At 71.1% G+C, this 16,180-nt stretch carries 14 protein-coding genes; 3 read left to right on the top strand and 11 right to left on the bottom strand.

Annotated elements, in window-relative coordinates; all coding sequences use genetic code 11:
* Positions 1-154: 154 nt before the first annotated feature.
* Both ACFY1H_RS48480 and prmC read right to left on the bottom strand, forming a co-directional pair.
* Positions 155-547, bottom strand: coding sequence for a VOC family protein (locus ACFY1H_RS48480; RefSeq protein ID WP_366587540.1), 393 nt, complete (start codon positions 545-547; stop codon positions 155-157).
* Positions 548-588: 41 nt separating this feature from the next.
* Positions 589-1,455: a peptide chain release factor N(5)-glutamine methyltransferase gene (prmC, locus tag ACFY1H_RS48485; RefSeq protein WP_366587538.1), complete on the bottom strand. Its 867-nt coding sequence runs from the start codon at positions 1,453-1,455 to the stop codon at positions 589-591.
* 153 nt (positions 1,456-1,608) lie between these two features.
* On the opposite strand from prmC, the gene ACFY1H_RS48490 reads away from it, so the two are divergent.
* Entirely contained in the window at positions 1,609-3,051 is a 1,443-nt protein-coding gene (locus ACFY1H_RS48490; protein ID WP_386956637.1) for a hypothetical protein, read from the top strand.
* Between the two features lie 15 nt (positions 3,052-3,066).
* Here the strand turns inward: ACFY1H_RS48490 and prfA are convergent, their stop codons facing one another.
* The 8 genes from prfA to argS form a co-directional block, all read right to left on the bottom strand.
* Positions 3,067-4,137: a peptide chain release factor 1 gene (gene prfA / locus ACFY1H_RS48495; RefSeq protein ID WP_366587533.1), complete on the bottom strand. Its 1,071-nt coding sequence runs from the start codon at positions 4,135-4,137 to the stop codon at positions 3,067-3,069.
* A gap of 102 nt (positions 4,138-4,239) precedes the next feature.
* Positions 4,240-4,464, bottom strand: a complete 225-nt coding sequence (rpmE, locus tag ACFY1H_RS48500; RefSeq protein WP_220243829.1) for a 50S ribosomal protein L31 — start codon at positions 4,462-4,464, stop codon at positions 4,240-4,242.
* 218 nt (positions 4,465-4,682) lie between these two features.
* On the bottom strand, positions 4,683-6,716 hold the full coding sequence (gene rho / locus ACFY1H_RS48505) for a transcription termination factor Rho (RefSeq protein WP_386956638.1): 2,034 nt from the start codon (positions 6,714-6,716) through the stop codon (positions 4,683-4,685).
* 419 nt (positions 6,717-7,135) lie between these two features.
* Complete coding sequence (gene thrB / locus ACFY1H_RS48510) at positions 7,136-8,044, bottom strand: homoserine kinase (RefSeq protein ID WP_386956639.1); 909 nt, start codon at positions 8,042-8,044, stop codon at positions 7,136-7,138.
* Positions 8,041-9,096: a threonine synthase gene (gene thrC / locus ACFY1H_RS48515; protein WP_366587527.1), complete on the bottom strand. Its 1,056-nt coding sequence runs from the start codon at positions 9,094-9,096 to the stop codon at positions 8,041-8,043. Before thrC ends, thrB begins: the two co-directional genes overlap by 4 nt.
* Positions 9,093-10,403, bottom strand: coding sequence for a homoserine dehydrogenase (locus tag ACFY1H_RS48520; protein WP_386956640.1), 1,311 nt, complete (start codon positions 10,401-10,403; stop codon positions 9,093-9,095). The genes thrC and ACFY1H_RS48520 overlap by 4 nt, the downstream gene beginning before the upstream one ends.
* 42 nt (positions 10,404-10,445) lie before the next feature.
* A complete protein-coding gene (gene lysA / locus ACFY1H_RS48525) occupies positions 10,446-11,876 on the bottom strand; it encodes a diaminopimelate decarboxylase (RefSeq protein WP_386956641.1) in 1,431 nt (476 codons plus the stop codon).
* A 3-nt stretch (positions 11,877-11,879) separates the two neighbouring features.
* A complete protein-coding gene (argS, locus tag ACFY1H_RS48530; RefSeq protein ID WP_366587521.1) occupies positions 11,880-13,544 on the bottom strand; it encodes an arginine--tRNA ligase in 1,665 nt (554 codons plus the stop codon).
* 252 nt (positions 13,545-13,796) lie between these two features.
* Here argS and ACFY1H_RS48535 point away from each other — a divergent pair, with 252 nt between their 5' ends.
* Both ACFY1H_RS48535 and ACFY1H_RS48540 read left to right on the top strand, forming a co-directional pair.
* Positions 13,797-14,624, top strand: coding sequence for a DUF3105 domain-containing protein (locus ACFY1H_RS48535; RefSeq protein ID WP_366587671.1), 828 nt, complete (start codon positions 13,797-13,799; stop codon positions 14,622-14,624).
* Between the two features lie 7 nt (positions 14,625-14,631).
* Positions 14,632-15,351: a DUF305 domain-containing protein gene (locus ACFY1H_RS48540; RefSeq protein ID WP_386956642.1), complete on the top strand. Its 720-nt coding sequence runs from the start codon at positions 14,632-14,634 to the stop codon at positions 15,349-15,351.
* A gap of 63 nt (positions 15,352-15,414) precedes the next feature.
* Here the strand turns inward: ACFY1H_RS48540 and ACFY1H_RS48545 are convergent, their stop codons facing one another.
* Positions 15,415-16,020 (bottom strand): flavin reductase family protein, encoded by a 606-nt coding sequence (locus ACFY1H_RS48545; RefSeq protein WP_386956643.1) that lies wholly within the window; start codon positions 16,018-16,020, stop codon positions 15,415-15,417.
* Positions 16,021-16,180 lie beyond the last annotated feature (160 nt).

Below are 16,180 nucleotides of genomic sequence, written 5' to 3' on the forward strand. Positions count from 1 at the left end.
GAAGATCGACGGTATTCAGTCGACCGCGAATCGTTAGGGTTGCGAACGAAATCCGCCCCATTGCCTCACGACGAAAGTCGGACAGAGGTGCCGTACCGGCTGAACGTGTCGTTCGAACGGCAGACGGGGACGAGCCGGGCGTGGTCCGGCCGGTTCAGCCTGGGGCCTCCACCGCGTCGACCCGGCGGCGGAGCAGGCAGAACTCGTTGCCCTCCGGGTCGGCCAGCACGTGCCACGACTCCTCGCCCGTCTGGCCGACGTCGGCGAAACGGGCGCCCGCGGCGAGCAACCGCTCGAGTTCCGCGTCCTGGTCGCGGTCGGTCGGGTTGACGTCGAGGTGCAGCGGCAGTTTCCCGTGCTTCGGCTCATCGGTGCGACTGAACACGAGCGTCGGCAGCGGGCCCCCAAAGCCGCCGGGCGGGCCGATCTCCAGATCGCCGTCGTCCTCCCAGCCGAGTTCGACGTAGCCGAGGACCTCGCACCAGAAGTCCCCCAGGCGCTGGGGGTCGGCGCAGTCGATGACGAGTTCGGTGATCCGGCAGGCCATGCGCGAGAGACTACGGCGAACCGCGCCGGTTCCGCCCGGTTTCAGCCCAGACGGCGGGCGGTGACGTAGCGGGCCCGGCCCGTGAAGTCGGGGTGGTCCTCGACCGCGGTGAGCACGCGGCGCGCCCGCACGAGCGCCGGGACGGCCGACCCGTGGGTGTCGTCGTGCTCGATGGCCAGGCCGCCGCCGGGACGCAGCAGGCGGGCGCCGGCCGCGATGGCGTGGCGGATCACCGCGAGGCCGCTCTCCTCGGCGAACACCGCGCGCGCCGGGTCGTGCTCGGCGACCTCCGGGGGCACGGGCGTGCCCTCGGGGACGTACGGCGGGTTGCAGACCACCAGGTCGACGAGGCCGTCGAGCTCGGCGAACATCGTCGGGTCGGCGATGTCGCCCGAGTAGAGGCGCACGGGGGTGTCGCCGGCGTCGGAGTGCACGTCGGCGTTGTGCCGGGCCCACGCGAGCGCCTGCGGGTCGACGTCCACGGCGTACACGACGGCGTCCGGCCGCTCGTGCGCCAGCGCCAGGGCCAGCGCGGCGGACCCTGTGCACAGGTCGACCACCACGGGGAACTCGCGCCCGTGGAGGAACTTCAGGCCCCAGTCCAGCAGCAGCTCGGTCTCCGGCCGCGGCACGAACACGCCGGGGCCCACGTTCACCGTGATGTTGCCCAGCGCGGCCCACCCGGTGAGGTACTGCAGCGGGATCCGCTTGGCGCGCTGCGCCACCAGCTGCCCGATCGCCTCGATCACCGGCGGGTCGACCAGCGGCACCATCGGCAAGCGCCCGCGATCGACCCCGAGCACGTGCGCGGCGATCAGGTCCGCGTCCGTCCGCGGTGACTCCACGCCCGCCTCGGTGAGGATCCGGGTGGCCTCCATGATGGCCAGGCGCAGCGGCTGCCGATTCACAAGTCGTCCTTCACGTCGTCGAGCCTGGTGTCCAGGGTATCGAGAGTGCGGCCGCCGGGGGCCGCGCCGGGCCGAACCGAACGGTGGGCCCCCATCGGGCGGCCGGGGCGGAGCCCCGAACCGTCACGGAACGGCACAACCTACACTCAGCCGGTGCGTTCCAGGGAACTCCGCTTCGGTCTCGCAGTCTTCCTCGCGTCACTGGCCCTCCTGCTGGTCCGTTTCCTGATCCCCCGGCCGATCGGCATGGCGGACAACGGCGACGGCTGGCGCTTGCTCTGCAAGCTCGGCGGCAAGCAGCTCGACCGCCCCTCCGAAGGCTTCGTCCGGTTCAGCTACGGCACCGGCGTGCCGTGCACGAGCGACTACGTCTCCAGCCAGACCTGGCTCGACTGGCTCGCGAACAAGATCGGCCACGTGCTCGGCACGGACGCGATCCTCAACCTTCTGGTGCTCGGCGTGGGCACGTGCGTGCTCGTCGCCGTCGCCATCACGGCCACGGTGCTCGGGCTCGACCTCGGCCGCCGCGGCCGGATCGTCGCCACGGTGCTCCTGCTGCTCGTGATGGGCGACTCGGCGTTCTTCGGCTACTTCGCCTCCAGCCTCAGCGAAGGCGCCGCGTTCCTCGGCATGCTGCTGATCGCCGGCGGGCTGCTGCTCATGCATCGGCAGCGCAACTGGCGCTACGCGGGCGCGGTGATCACCGTCCTCGGTGGACTGATCGGCATCAACGCGAAGTCGCAGACGCTGCTGCTCATCCCCGTCTTCGTGCTCGCGGTACTGCTCGTGAAGCCCAAGGACGCGCGCGGCAAGGCTCGCTGGGCGCTGCCGCTCGCGGTGCTCGTGCTCGTGGGCGGCGGGACGCTCGCCGTGCAGTCGCACGGCGACCCGGCCAACGCGGAATACCGCGAGGCCAACATGTACAACGCCATCTTCGACTCCATTGTGGACGGCAAGCACGACACGAACGCCGACCTGGCGGCGCTCGGGCTGCCGCAGTCGTTCGCGAAGTACATCGGCACCGGGTGGTGGAGCCCCGGCGCCGCGTGGACCGACCCGCTCTACCCGCAGTACCGCGACAAGATCAGCCGCCGCAACGTGCTCGCGTACTACGAGTCGCACCCCGTGCGCGTCGCGCAGATCCTGCAGCAAGGCGGCGTGAACACGCTCACCGCGCGTCCGGACAACCTCGGCAGCTTCGGTGAGCTCTCCGGACAGCCGCGGCTGTCGAAGGAGTACCGCGTGCCGGTGTTCTCCGGGCTCGCCGCGCTGGCCGCGCCCGCGGGGCTGTTCGTGCTGATTCCCCTGTGGCTGCTGATGATCTGGGCGGCGGTGCGCGCTTTCCGGCGCGGGCGGCGCGAGTACGGCCTCGTGGTGCTGATGCTGACGTTCTTCGCCGTCGGGCAGCTCGGGCTGTCCGCGCTCGGTGAAGGCGTGGAAGGTGTGAAGCACCAGCTGCTCACGCTGTTCCCGACCGTGCTGGCGCTCGCGTTCGCGATCCTCAGCCTGCTGCCGCGCGCCGAAGAGCCGCCGAAGCCGCAGATGGAGCGCGAAGACGACGAACCGCTGACCGAGGAGATCGCGGCCGTCGTCTGAGGCGGCCGGCCGGGCTCAGCCGGACTGCGCGGCCAGGCGCTCCTCGCGGTCGGCAGTCGCCAGGGCGTCCAGGACGCCGTCGAGGTCGCCGTCGAGGACCTGGTCGAGGTTGTAGGCCTTGTAGTTCACCCGGTGGTCCGAGATGCGGTTCTCGGGGAAGTTGTACGTGCGCACGCGCTCGGAGCGGTCGACGGTGCGGACCTGCGAGCGGCGGGCGTCCGAGGCCTTCGCGGCGGCCTCTTCCTCGGCGATGGCCTGCAGGCGGGCCTGCAGCACCTGCAGCGCGCGGGCGCGGTTCTGGATCTGGGACTTCTCGTTCTGGCACGAGACGACGATGCCGGTCGGCAGGTGCGTGATGCGCACGGCCGAGTCGGTGGTGTTCACGCTCTGGCCGCCGGGGCCCGACGAGCGGAAGACGTCGATGCGCAGGTCGTTCGGGTCGATTTCGACCTCGACCTCTTCGGGCTCGGGGTAGATCAGCACGCCGGCGGCGGACGTGTGGATGCGGCCCTGCGACTCGGTCGCCGGCACGCGCTGCACGCGGTGCACACCGCCCTCGAACTTCAGGCGCGACCAGACGCCGTCCACGTCGGCCGTCTTGCTCTTGATCGACAGCGTGACGTCCTTGAAGCCGCCCAGGTCGGAGTCGGTGGAGTCGAGGACCTCGGCCTTCCAGCCGTGGCGCTCGGCGTAGCGCAGGTACATGCGCAGCAGGTCGCCCGCGAACAGGGCGGACTCCTCGCCGCCTTCGCCGGACTTGACCTCCATGACCACGTCGGAGCCGTCGTACGGGTCGCGCGGCAGCAGCAGCTCCGTGAGGCGGGACTCGAGGTCGGGGATCTTCGCGGCCAGCTCGTCGGCCTCCTCCGCGAACGCCGCGTCCTCGGCCGCCAGCTCCCTGGCCGCGGCGAGGTCGTCGCGCGTCTGGTCGAGCTCCCGCACTGCGCGCACGACGGGGCTCAGCTCCGCGTAGCGGCGGCCCAGCTTGCGGGCCTTGGCCTGGTCGGCGTGCACGGCCGGGTCCGCCAGCTGCTCTTCCAGCTGGGCGTGCTCCGCGAGCAACCCCTTGAGCGAAGTCGAATCCACTTCCGCGCCTTCTTCCCGGCCTAGTACCACCAACGACAGAATTTCACCGACGGACAGCAAACGGCGCCCACTCGCACGTGCGAGTGGGCGCCGTGGGCGAAGCTACTTGGCGTCGTTCTTCTGCCGCTTGCCGTAGCGCTTCTCGAAGCGCGCAACCCGGCCACCGGTGTCCATGATCTTCTGCTTGCCGGTGTAGAACGGGTGGCAGTTCGAGCAGATCTCGACGTGGATCGCGCCCGAGTCCTTGGTGCTGCGGGTGGTGAAGCTGTTCCCGCAGTTACAGGTGACCTGAGTCGTCACGTACTCAGGGTGAATACCGCTCTTCATGGTGTCCTCTCTCGTTGGCCCCGGGTCCCCAGGATCGGGGTGAACCGGTGCCGGACTTCAGCGGGTCATTGTGCCAGACAGGCTGACGGTGAGTTCAACCAACCCTCCTGGCCTGGTATTCCTCGGCTCCGGCGCCGTCGGCCCCCAACGCCGTGAAGGGCACCTTCCGGGAACGGATTCGCGGAAGGTGCCCTTCACGGACGGTGAAGCGGTGGAGCTCAGTCCTCGTCGTTCGCGCCGAGGGCCGTCTTCGAGACCTGCATGAGGAACTCGATGTTGGTCTTCGTCTTGCGCAGGCGCGAGATCAGCAGGTCGATGGCCTGCTGCGAGTCCAGCGCGTGGAGCACGCGGTGCAGCTTGTGCGTGACGGCGAGCTCGTCCGGCGAGAGCAGCAGCTCTTCCTTGCGGGTTCCGGACGGGTTGACGTCGACCGCCGGGAACACGCGGCGCTCGGAGATCTTGCGGTCGAGCTTGAGCTCCGCGTTGCCGGTGCCCTTGAACTCTTCGAAGATCACCGTGTCCATCGTGGAGCCCGTCTCCACCATCGCCGTGGCGAAGATGGTGAGCGAGCCGCCGTTCTCGATGTTGCGCGCGGCACCCAGGAAACGCTTCGGCGGGTACAGCGCGGTCGAGTCGACACCACCGGACAGGATCCGGCCCGACGCGGGAGCGGCCAGGTTGTAGGCGCGGCCGAGGCGGGTGATCGAGTCGAGCAGCACCACCACGTCGTGGCCCATCTCGACCAGGCGCTTGGCGCGCTCGATCGAGAGCTCCGCGACCGAGGTGTGGTCGGCCGGCGGGCGGTCGAAGGTCGAGGCGATGACCTCGCCCTTCACGGACCGCTGCATGTCCGTGACCTCTTCCGGCCGCTCGTCGACCAGCACGACCATGAGGTGGCACTCGGGGTTGTTCGTGGTGATCGCGTTGGCGATGTCCTGCATGATCGTGGTCTTACCGGCCTTCGGCGGCGACACGATCAGGGCACGCTGCCCCTTGCCGACCGGCATGATCAGGTCGATCACGCGGGTGGTGAGCTTGTGCGACTCGGTCTCGAGGCGCAGGCGCTCGTTCGGGTAGAGCGGCGTCAGCTTGGTGAAGTCGGGGCGGCGCTTGGCCTCGTCCGGCTCCAGGCCGTTGATCGAGTCGACGCGCACCAGCGGGTTGAACTTCTGCCGCTGCTGCTCGCCGTCCCGCGGCTGGCGGACGACACCGGTGATGGCGTCACCGCGGCGCAGGCCGTACTTGCGGACCAGCGAGAGCGACACGTACACGTCGTTCGGCCCGGCGAGGTAGCCCGAGGTGCGCACGAACGCGTAGTTGTCGAGCACGTCCAGGATGCCGGCGACCGGCAGCAGGACGTCGTCCTCGCGGATCTCGGTGTCCGGCGAACCGCCTTCGGCGCGCCCGCCCCCGCTGCCCCGGCGACGGCGGTCGCGGAAGCGACGGCCGCGACGGCCGCCCTCTTCGTCGTCCTCCGGGCCCTGCGAACGGTTGTCCTGCTGACCGCGGTTGCCGCCGTCCTGCTGGTTGTTGCGCTGGCGGTTGTCGCGGTTGTCCCGGTTGTCCGAGCCACCGCGGTTGTTGTCGCGGCCACCCTGACGCTCGGCGCGGTCACCACGGTCGGCACGGTCGGCACGGTCGCCCCGCTGCTCGCGGTCGCCCCGCTGGCCGCCGTCACGCTGCTGGCCGCCGTCACGCTGCTCGCGCGGCTCACGCTGGCCGTCGGGCGCGCCCGCGGCCCGGTTTGAGCCGCGGCGGCGACGGCTGCGGCCGCCTTCCTCCTGCTGCCCGTCGGAGTTCTGCTGGCCGCCATGGTCATTCTGCGCGGGCTTCTCGGCCGGCGCCTCGGCCACGGGAGCCGAACCGTTGGTCTCGGCCTGCGGAGCCGGCGCCGCCTCGGCAGCCGGGGTCTCCTCGCGCTTCTTCTCGGCCCGGGCCGGCTCTTCGGTCTTCGCGGCCTTCGAGGCCTTGGGAGCCGGAGCGTCGCCGACGCCGTCGAGCGGGAGAGTCTCCGCCGTGGCGGTGCGCTTCTTGGTCTTGCCCTGCCGCTCGCGGATCGCGGCGATCAGGTCACCCTTGCGCATCCCCGTGGTCTCGCCCACACCCAGTTCGCCCGCCAGCTGGCGGAGCTCGGCGATGACCATCCCCGACAGGCCCCCGGTGCGGCGCTTCGGAGCGGCCGCGGCCCCATTCGTCTCAGCGGCCGCGGCGGGGGTCTCCACGTCGCCGCTCAACAGATCGGTGTTGCTCACACATGTCCTTCCTGACCGATCCACGCCTCCAGGTGGATCAGCGGACTGCCGCCGATCGCGTCTGATCGCGAAACGGCATTTGCTTCCGATGCGGGCGAGTCGCGCCTAGCCGTGCGGAACACAGCGAGAGCGTCGCCAGCACAGGGGTGTTTGCCTCCCCCAAACGGAGGAAACGGAATTCGGCACCGCGCCGAAACCGGAAACCCGCCTGCGTCCCTCCGCGTCCCGCTTGCCAGGCGGAGCGGATCTGGCGGATCGACGAAGGATGCGGACCGGAGGCTCGCGAGGAGCGAACAGGACCGGCATCGGGTGCGGAAACGCACGGTGATCGAACGCCCCCGAGGGTAGACCGCCCTGTGGGCGGGTGCAACAACCACCCCCCGCGTGGCGCACGTTCCGCCCGCCACGTGACCGGGGCTTTACTGAGCCGCAACCTGAACACCCGTCAGGTCCACGCCCAGCTCGGCGACGTCGAAACCCTCAACGTCGCATTCCGGCGGCAATATTCCCGTCGTGGTGAGAGCGAGCACCGTGGGACCGGCACCGGAGATCGTCGCCGCCACCCCGTGCGCACGGAGCGTGCGCACCAATTCGGAGCTCGCGGGGTACGCGCCGGCCCGGTATTCCTGGTGCAGCCGGTCTTCCGTGGCGGCCAGCAGCAGCTCGGGCCTGGTCGTCATGGCGAGCACCGAAAGCGCGGTGCGGCCTGCGCTGTGCGCCGCGTCGGCGTGCGGAACGTGCTGCGGCAGCAGGCCGCGCGTGGCGTCCGTGGACGACTTCAGCGCGGGGATCGCCACCACCGGGCGGATCTCGGTGCTGGGCTCCACGCGTTCGGCGTGGAAGCGCCCGTTTTCACTCCACGCCACCACGAGCCCGCCGAGCAGGCTGGCGGCCGCGTTGTCCGCGTGGCCCTCGAACTCGGCCGCGAGTTGCAAGGCGTCGTCGTCGAGCGGAACGCCCGCCAGCGCGTAACCCAGCGCGACGCCGGATACCACGGCGGCCGCGGAGGAACCGAGCCCGCGCGCGTGCGGGATCTTGTTGAAGCAGCGCAGTTGCAGGCCCGGCGGGCGCACGTCGAAGTGCGCGCACGTGCGGCGGATCGCCCGCACCACGAGGTGCGTCTCGTCGGTGGGGACGTCGGCGACGCCGCCGGCGCCGGCGTCGACCACCTCGATCTTGAGGCCGTCCTCGGTCACCTGCAGCTCGACGACGTCGTGCCACGCCAGGGCCAGTCCCAGCGCGTCGAATCCCGGGCCGAGGTTGGCCGTCGAACCCGGCACCACGGCCCGGAACGACGCGCCCACCGGCAGGCCCGAGGATCCCGTCATCGCAGGTCCAGTGCGGCGGCGACCGCCGTGGGGTCGACGGCGAGCGGCTCGACCTCGACGTTGCCCTCGAGCGCGGTCGCGGGGTCCTTGAGGCCGTGGCCGGTGACCGTGCACACGACCGTGCTGCCCTTCGGCAGCCGGCCGTCGGCGGCGGTGGCGAGCAGGCCGGCGACGCTCGTGGCCGACGCGGGCTCCACGAACACGCCCTCACGCTGAGCCAGCAGGCGGTAGGCCTCGAGGATCTTCGCGTCGGTGATCGCCTCGAACAGGCCGTCCGACTCGTCCTTCGCCTTCACCGCACTGGCCCACGAAGCGGGGCTGCCGATGCGGATCGCCGTGGCGATGGTGTCGGGATCGGACACGGGCTCACCCAGCACGAGCGGCGCGGCGCCGGCCGCCTGGAAGCCGAACATCCGCGGGGTGTTCTTCACCACACCGTCTTCGGCGTACTCCGAATACCCGGCCCAGTAGGCGGTGATGTTGCCCGCGTTGCCCACCGGCAGGCAGTGGATGTCGGGCGCCTGGCCGAGCGCGTCGCAGATCTCGAACGCGGCGGTCTTCTGGCCCGCGATGCGCACCGGGTTCACGGAGTTCACCAGCGTCACCGGGTAGTCGGCCGCGGTCTTGCGCGCGAGCTCGAGGCAGTCGTCGAAGTTGCCGTCGACCTGCAGGATGCGCGCGCCGTGCAGCACGGCCTGCGCGAGCTTGCCCATCGCGATCTTGCCCTGCGGCACGAGAACCGCGCAGGTGAGACCGGCGCGCGCGGCGTAGGCCGCCGCCGACGCCGACGTGTTGCCCGTCGACGCGCAGATCACGGCCTTGAGCCCGCTCGCCAGCGCGTGGGTGATGGCCACGGTCATGCCGCGGTCCTTGAACGAGCCCGTGGGGTTCGCGCCCTCCACCTTGAGGTACACCGTGCAGCCCGTGAGTTCCGACAGGTGCGCGGCGGGCAGCAGCGGGGTGTTGCCCTCGCCGAGCGTCACCACCTGCGCGCCGTCCGGCACGGGCACACGGTCGCGGTACGCCTCGATGATCCCGGGCCACGCACTCATTGGTCTTCGCCTTCCACACGCATCACGCTGACGACTTGGTGCACCACATCGAGCTTCGCGATTTCGTCCACAGTGGACTGCAGCGCCGCGTCTGGCGCCAGGTGGGTGACCACCACGAGGCTCGCCGTGTCGTTGGCGTCGCGCTGGCGCACGGCGGCGATGCTCACGCCGTGGCCCGCGAACGCTTGCGCCACCTGGGCGAGCACGCCCGCGCGGTCGGCGACGTCGAGGCTCACGTGGTAGCGCGTGGGCGTCTGGCCCATCGGGCGCACGGGCAGCGCGGCGTGCGCGGACTCGCGCGGGCCGCGGCCGCCGACCACGCGGTTGCGGGCCACGGCGACGAGGTCGCCCAGCACCGCGCTCGCCGTGGGGGCTCCGCCGGCGCCCTGGCCGTAGAACATCAGCTCGCCCGCCGCATCGGCTTCCACGTACACGGCGTTGAACGCGCCGCTGACGCCCGCGAGCTGGTGGCTGCGCGGGATCATCACCGGGTGCACGCGCGCCGAGACGGACTCGGCGCCGTCGTCGGCCGTCACGCGCTCGCAGATGGCCAGCAGCTTCACCGTGCGGCCCAGCACGCGCGCGGCGACCAGGTCGGCCGCCGTGACGTCGGCGATGCCCTCGCGGTGCACGTCCTTCGCCGTCACACGCGTGTGGAACGCGAGCGAGGCGAGGATCGCGGCCTTGGACGCGGCGTCGTAGCCGTCGACGTCGGCGGTCGGGTCGGCCTCGGCGTACCCGAGGCGGCCGGCCTCGTCGAGCGTCTCGGCGTAGCCCGCGCCCGTGGTGTCCATGGCGGAGAGGATGTAGTTGGTGGTGCCGTTGACGATGCCCATCACACGCGTGATGCGGTCGCCGGCCAGCGATTCGCGCAGCGGGCGCAGCAGCGGGATGGCGCCGGCCACGGCGGCCTCGAAGTACAGGTCGACGCCCGCGGCGTCGGCGGCCTCGAACAGGTCGGCCGAGTGCTCGGCGAGCAGCGCCTTGTTGGCCGTGACCACGGCCTTGCCGGCGCCCAGCGCCGCGAGCAGCCAGCCGCGCACCGGCTCGATGCCGCCGACCAGCTCCACGATCACGTCGACGTCTTCGCGCACGACGAGCGCGGCCGCGTCGTCGGTCACCAGCTCCTGCGGCAGCTCGGGGTGCTTGTCGGGGCGGCGCACGGCGATACCCGCGAGCTCCACCGCGGCCCCGGCGCGCGCCGCCAGCTCATCCGCCTGCTCGGTGAGCAGCCGGACGACCTCACTGCCGACCGTGCCGCAGCCGAGGAGGGCGACCCTGATGGCCCGTCGGTCCGATGGAGACACGCCCTTCGGAGACACGCCTTTCGGAGACACTGTGGACACTTCTCAAACCTCCAGGCGCAGCATGTCGTCCGTCGTCTCCCGCCGCAGCAGCACGCGTGCGCTGCCGTTGCGCACGGCCACCACCGCCGGGCGCGGCTGCCGGTTGTACCCGCTCGCCATCGAGTAGCAGTAGGCACCGGTCGCCGCGACGGCCAGCAGGTCGCCGGGAGCAAGAGTGTCGGGTAGCCAGCAGTCTCGGACGACGATGTCGCCGGATTCACAGTGTTTTCCCACGACTCGGGACAGAGTGGCGAGAACGGGCTCCTCGCCTTCGCTCGCGGAGCGCGAAACGACCCGGCAGTCGTAGACCGCGTCGTAGAGCGCCGTGCGGATGTTGTCGCTCATGCCGCCGTCGACGCTCACGTAGCGGCGGGTGCTGTTGTCACCCAGCGCGACGTCCTTGATGGTGCCGACCTCGTACAGCGTGATGGTGCCCGGGCCGGCGATCGCGCGGCCCGGCTCGCCCGCGATGCGCGGCACGGGCAGGTCGGCGTACGCGCACTCCTTGCGCACGATCTCGCGGATCTGCGTGATCATCTGCGCGGGCGGCGGCGGGTTGTCCTTCTCGGTGTAGGCGATGCCGAAGCCACCGCCGAGGTCCACGAGGTTGAGCTGCTCCAGCAGCTCGCGGCCGTGCTCCTTGGCCAGGTCGGCGAGCAGGCCGACCACGCGGCGCGCGGCGACCTCGAAGCCGTCGGCGTCGAAGATCTGCGAGCCGATGTGGCTGTGCAGGCCCACGAGCTTGAGCGACGGCGCGTTGAGCACGCGGCGCACGGCTTCGGCCGCGTCGCCGGAAGCCAGCGAGAAGCCGAACTTCTGGTCCTCGTGCGCGGTCGCGATGAACTCGTGCGTGTGGGCCTCGACGCCGACCGTCACGCGCACCAGCACCGCCTGCACGACCTCGCGGCGCGCGGCGATCTCGGCCAGGCGGGCGATCTCGTAGTACGAGTCGACGACCACGGTGCCGACGCCGGCCTCGACCGCCGCGTCGAGCTCCGCGAGCGACTTGTTGTTGCCGTGGAAGGTGATCCGCTCGGCCGGGAAGTTCGCGCGCTGCGCCACGGCGAGCTCGCCGCCGCTGCACACGTCGAGGCTCAGGCCCTGCTCGGCCACCCAGCGGGCGATCTCGATGGACAGGAACGCCTTCGACGCGTAGTGCACCAGCGCCGGGTCGTCGAACGCCTCGGCGTAGTCGGCGCACCGGGACTTGAAGTCGGCCTCGTCGACCACGAACAGCGGCGTGCCGTAGGTCTCGGCGAGGTCGCGCACGTCCATGCCGGCGATGCGCACGATGCCGTCGCCGGCGCGATAAGTGTTGCGCGGCCACACTTTCGCGGGCAGCTTGTCGAGCTCTTCGGCGCTCGCGGGCGGGAACCCGGAGGCGTCGGCATGGGGGTAGACGTCGGCGTGGCGGGGGCCCGCGGGGTGCGCCATTTCTTACATCCGTTCCGGAGCTGAGACACCGAGCAAGGACAGGCCGTTCGCCAGCACCTGGCGGGCGGCCTCGCACAGGGCGAGCCGGGCGAACGTGAGAGGGGTGGCCTCTTCGTCGCCCTGCGGCAGCACGCGGCCCACCGTGTAGAACTTGTGGTACGCGCCGGCCAGCTCCTCGAGGTAGCGGGCGATGCGGTGCGGTTCCCGCATCTCGGCGGCGCGGCGGACGGTGGCGGGGAACTCGCCGATGGTGCGGATCAGGTCGCCCTCGGCGGGCAGGGTCAGGAGTCCGAAATCGACCTCCGCCGCGTCCTTTTCGGACTTCAGCCCGAGGTCGGCGGCGTTGCGCTGCAAGGAAGCCAGCCGGGCGTGCGCGTACTGCACGTAGTAGACCGGGTTGTCGTTGCTGTGCTTGCGCAGCAGGTCGAGGTCGACGTCCAAAGTGGAGTCGACGGAGTAGCGGATGAGCTCGTAACGCGCCGGGTCGACGCCCACCGCCTCCACGAGGTCCTCCATCGTGATCACGGTGCCCGCGCGCTTGGACATGCGCACCGGCTTGCCGTCGCTCACGAGGTTCACCATCTGGCCGATGAGGACCTCGACGGTGTCCGGGTCGTCGCCGAACGCGGCAGCGGCGGCCTTGAGGCGCGCGATGTAGCCGTGGTGGTCGGCGCCGAGCATGTAGATGCACAGGTCGAAGCCGCGGTTGCGCTTGTCCTTGAAGTAGGCGAGGTCGCCGGCGATGTAGGCCGGGTTGCCGTCCTTCTTGATGACGACGCGGTCCTTGTCGTCGCCGTATTCGCTGGACTTGAGCCACCAGGCGCCGTCGGCGAAGTAGAGGTTGCCGGAGTCCTTGAGCTGCTGCACGGCGGCGTCGACGGCGCCCGACTCGTGCAGCGAGTTCTCGTGGAAGTACACGTCGAAGTCGGTGCCGAACTCGTGCAGGCTCTGGCGGATCTCGGTGAACATGAGCTCGATGCCGACGCGGCGGAACGTCTCGTGCCGCTCGGCCTCGGGCTGGGACAGCGCGCTGGGCTCCTGCTTGAGGACCTCGGCGGCGATGTCGTTGATGTAGCCGCCGGCGTAGCCGTCCTCGGGAGCGGGCTCGCCCTTGGCGGCGGCGATCAGGGACCGCACGAACCGGTCGATCTGGGCGCCGGCGTCGTTGAAGTAGTACTCGCGCGTGACGTCGCCGCCCTGCGCGGCCAGCACCCGGCCCAGCGCGTCGCCGACCGCGGCCCAGCGCGTGCCGCCGAGGTGGATCGGGCCGGTCGGGTTGGCCGAGACGAACTCGAGGTTGATCTTGCGGCCGGTGAGCGCGTCGCCGCGGCCGTAGGCCTCCCCCGCGGCGAGCACCTGGCGCACGACCTCGCCCTGCGCGTCGGCGGCGAGGCGGAAGTTGAGGAACCCCGGGCCGGCGACCTCGGCCGCGGCCACGCCGTCGGCGGCCGCCACGACCTCGGCCAGCGCCTCGGCGAACTCCCGAGTCTGGAGACCGGCCTTCTTGGCCACCTGGAGCGCGAGGTTCGTCGCGTAGTCGCCGTGGTCGGGGTTGCGCGGGCGTTCGATGGTCACCTGCTCCGGCAGCACGGCGGCGTCGACGCCTCGGGCGTCGAGCACCTGCACGGCGGAGGCGCGGACCAGGTCGGCGAGAGCGGCGGGAGTCACTCGCCGAATTCTAGGTGTGCCCAGGTCGGACGCTTACGCCGGTCCGACCTGCAGTTGTCGCACGTCACCCGGGAGTGATCGTGAGAGGTGTTCACGGTGATCAGACGTCCGGTCTCTACACTGGCCGACGGGCAGGGTCCGTCCGGATCCCTCCATCATCTCACGAGGAGATCGCGGCAAACCATGGCGAAAGGGACAACCAGTAAGAAGGGGACGTCCGCCGGCGGCTCGCGCGGCAAGTCCGCGAACGCGGTGAAGGCCGCGCGCGGCAAGTCCGTCGTCAGCAAGAAGGGCACTCCGTGGGGCACCATCGTCGGTGTCGTCGTGGTGGTGGCCCTCCTGGCCAGCGTCGTCACCTACTACATGGTGAAATCCGCTCCGCAGCGCGACCAGAAGTCCCGCGAGGAGGCGGCCGCGTCGTTCGCGCCGACGGCCAGTGACCCCGACCCGTCCAAGAAGATCCCGGGCGTGATCACCGCGACCTACACCGGTTCGGTGCACGTGCTGCCCACCGAGCGAGTGGCGTACGACCACAGCCCGCCCTTCGGCGGCCCGCACGACGGCAACTGGGCGGCCTGCAACGGCGTCGTCTACCCGACCGCGGTGCGCACCGAGAACATGGTCCACACGCTGGAGCACGGCGCCATCTGGATCGCCTACAACCCGGACCTCGTCAAGGGTGACCAGGTGGACCTGCTGGCCGCGCGCGTCAAGGGCAAGACCTACATCTCGATGTCGCCCTACCCCGGCCTGGACAAGCCGATCTCGCTGCAGTCGTGGGGCCACCAGCTCAAGCTGGACAAGGCCGACGACCCGCGCATCGACGAGTTCATCGCCGCGCTGCGGACGAACCCCAACGGCGTGTACCCCGAGATCGGCGCCTCGTGCGACGCGCTCGGCCCGGGTCAGTTCGACCCGAGCAACCCGCCGCCGTTCGACCCGAGCAAGCCCGGCCCCGACGCGAAGCCGATGAACTACGGCGGCAGCTCCGGCGCCGTGCCCGAGGGCGGCATGCAGCAGGGCGCCCCGGGCCAGCCCAGCGCGCCCGTCTCGGCGCCGTCGGCCCCGGCGGGACAGTGATCTCACGGTGAGCACCGAAGCCGACCTCGAACCGGACGTCGACGAGCCCGGCGAGGGCCCCGCGTGGTCGCGCTGGGTCGTCATCGGCGGGTCGATGCTCGCCGTGCTGCTCATCGGCGTGGCGATCGGCGTGTTCGCCGCGCGGCTCACCGACGGCAGTGACGCCGCGCCGGCGACCCCCGGCGCGGGTTCGGTCGAGGTCGGCTTCGCCCAGGACATGTCGACGCACCACCTGCAGGCCGTGACCATGGCCAACTGGGCCCGTGACCACAGCACGGACCCGGAGGTGCGGCAGCTCGCGTTCGACATCGAGTCGTCGCAGACCGAGCAGGTCGGGCGCATGAAGGGCTGGCTCATGCTGTGGGACCAGCCCGAGCAGGCGCCCGGCGCGTACATGACGTGGATGACCGAGCCGATGGGCCACGCGGGCATGCAGATGCCCACCAGCTCACCGGCCAACGGCGCCCCGATGCCCGGCATGGCCACCGACGCGGAGATCGCCAAGCTGCGCTCGCTGACCGGCCGCGCGATGGACGTCGACTTCCTCCAGCTCATGCTGCGCCACCACCAGGGCGGCACGGCGATGGCGGAGTACGCGCAGGACCACACGAGCATGCCGGCGGTGAAGGCGTTGTGCCGCAGCATCCTCGTGTCGCAGGGCGCGGAGATCAACCAGATGAAGCTGATGTTGCAGGCGCGCGGGGCGGCTCCGCTTCCGGCGTCCTGAGTTTCTTGCCGGGGGCCGCTCTCGCGTGTCGGGAGCGGCCCCTTTTCTCTTTGCGGTTCCAGTCTATTTGCGGTTCCAGTCGGCGAACCGGATGCGCGGGATCTCCTTGACGTCGCCGACGGTGCCCCACTCGTCGCCGCCGAGGCGCGCCAGCGGCCGCAGCCGCCCGATCACGGGGTGGTCGCCGTCGAGCACCTCCTCGGCCACCGCGACGTGCACGACCCGGCCGAACACCACCGTCGACGTGCCGAACCCGACCGTGCTGTGCAGCTCGCACTCGAACGCCACCGGCGACTGCGCCACCCGCGGCGGCTTCACCTTCGTACTCGGCTCGCGCGTGAGCCCCGCGGCGTCGAACTCGCTGTGGTCGGGCGGGAAGTCGGTGCCCGTGTCGTTGATCTTCTCGAACAGCTGCTCCGGCGCGAGGTTCACCACGAACTGCCCGGTGGCCTCGACGTTGCGCAACGTGTCCTTCCGCCCCACCGACGTGAACTGCAGCACCGGCGGCGCGGCCGAGGCCACTGTGAAAAACGAGTGCGGCGCCAGGTTGTCCACGCCGCTGCCCGACGTACTCGACACCCACGCGATCGGCCGCGGCACCACGGTGGCGGTCAGCAGCCGGTAGAAGGCGAACGGGGCGACGTCGGCGGGATCGAAGTCCTTGCGCATGGCTCTTGGTCTACCAGGTGGCCGCGGGGGGGGGGGGGGCCCCCCCCGCCCCCCCCCCCCCCCCCGCGCGAGGGGGGGGGGGGGGGGGGCGGGTTGGCCCCCCCGTTCCAAACCCCCCGGGAGGCCGGGGCGCGCACGCGGGCCCCGCCGCCGGCGGGCA

Source organism: Amycolatopsis sp. NPDC001319 (genome assembly GCF_042896185.1).
Classification (GTDB): domain Bacteria; phylum Actinomycetota; class Actinomycetes; order Mycobacteriales; family Pseudonocardiaceae; genus Amycolatopsis.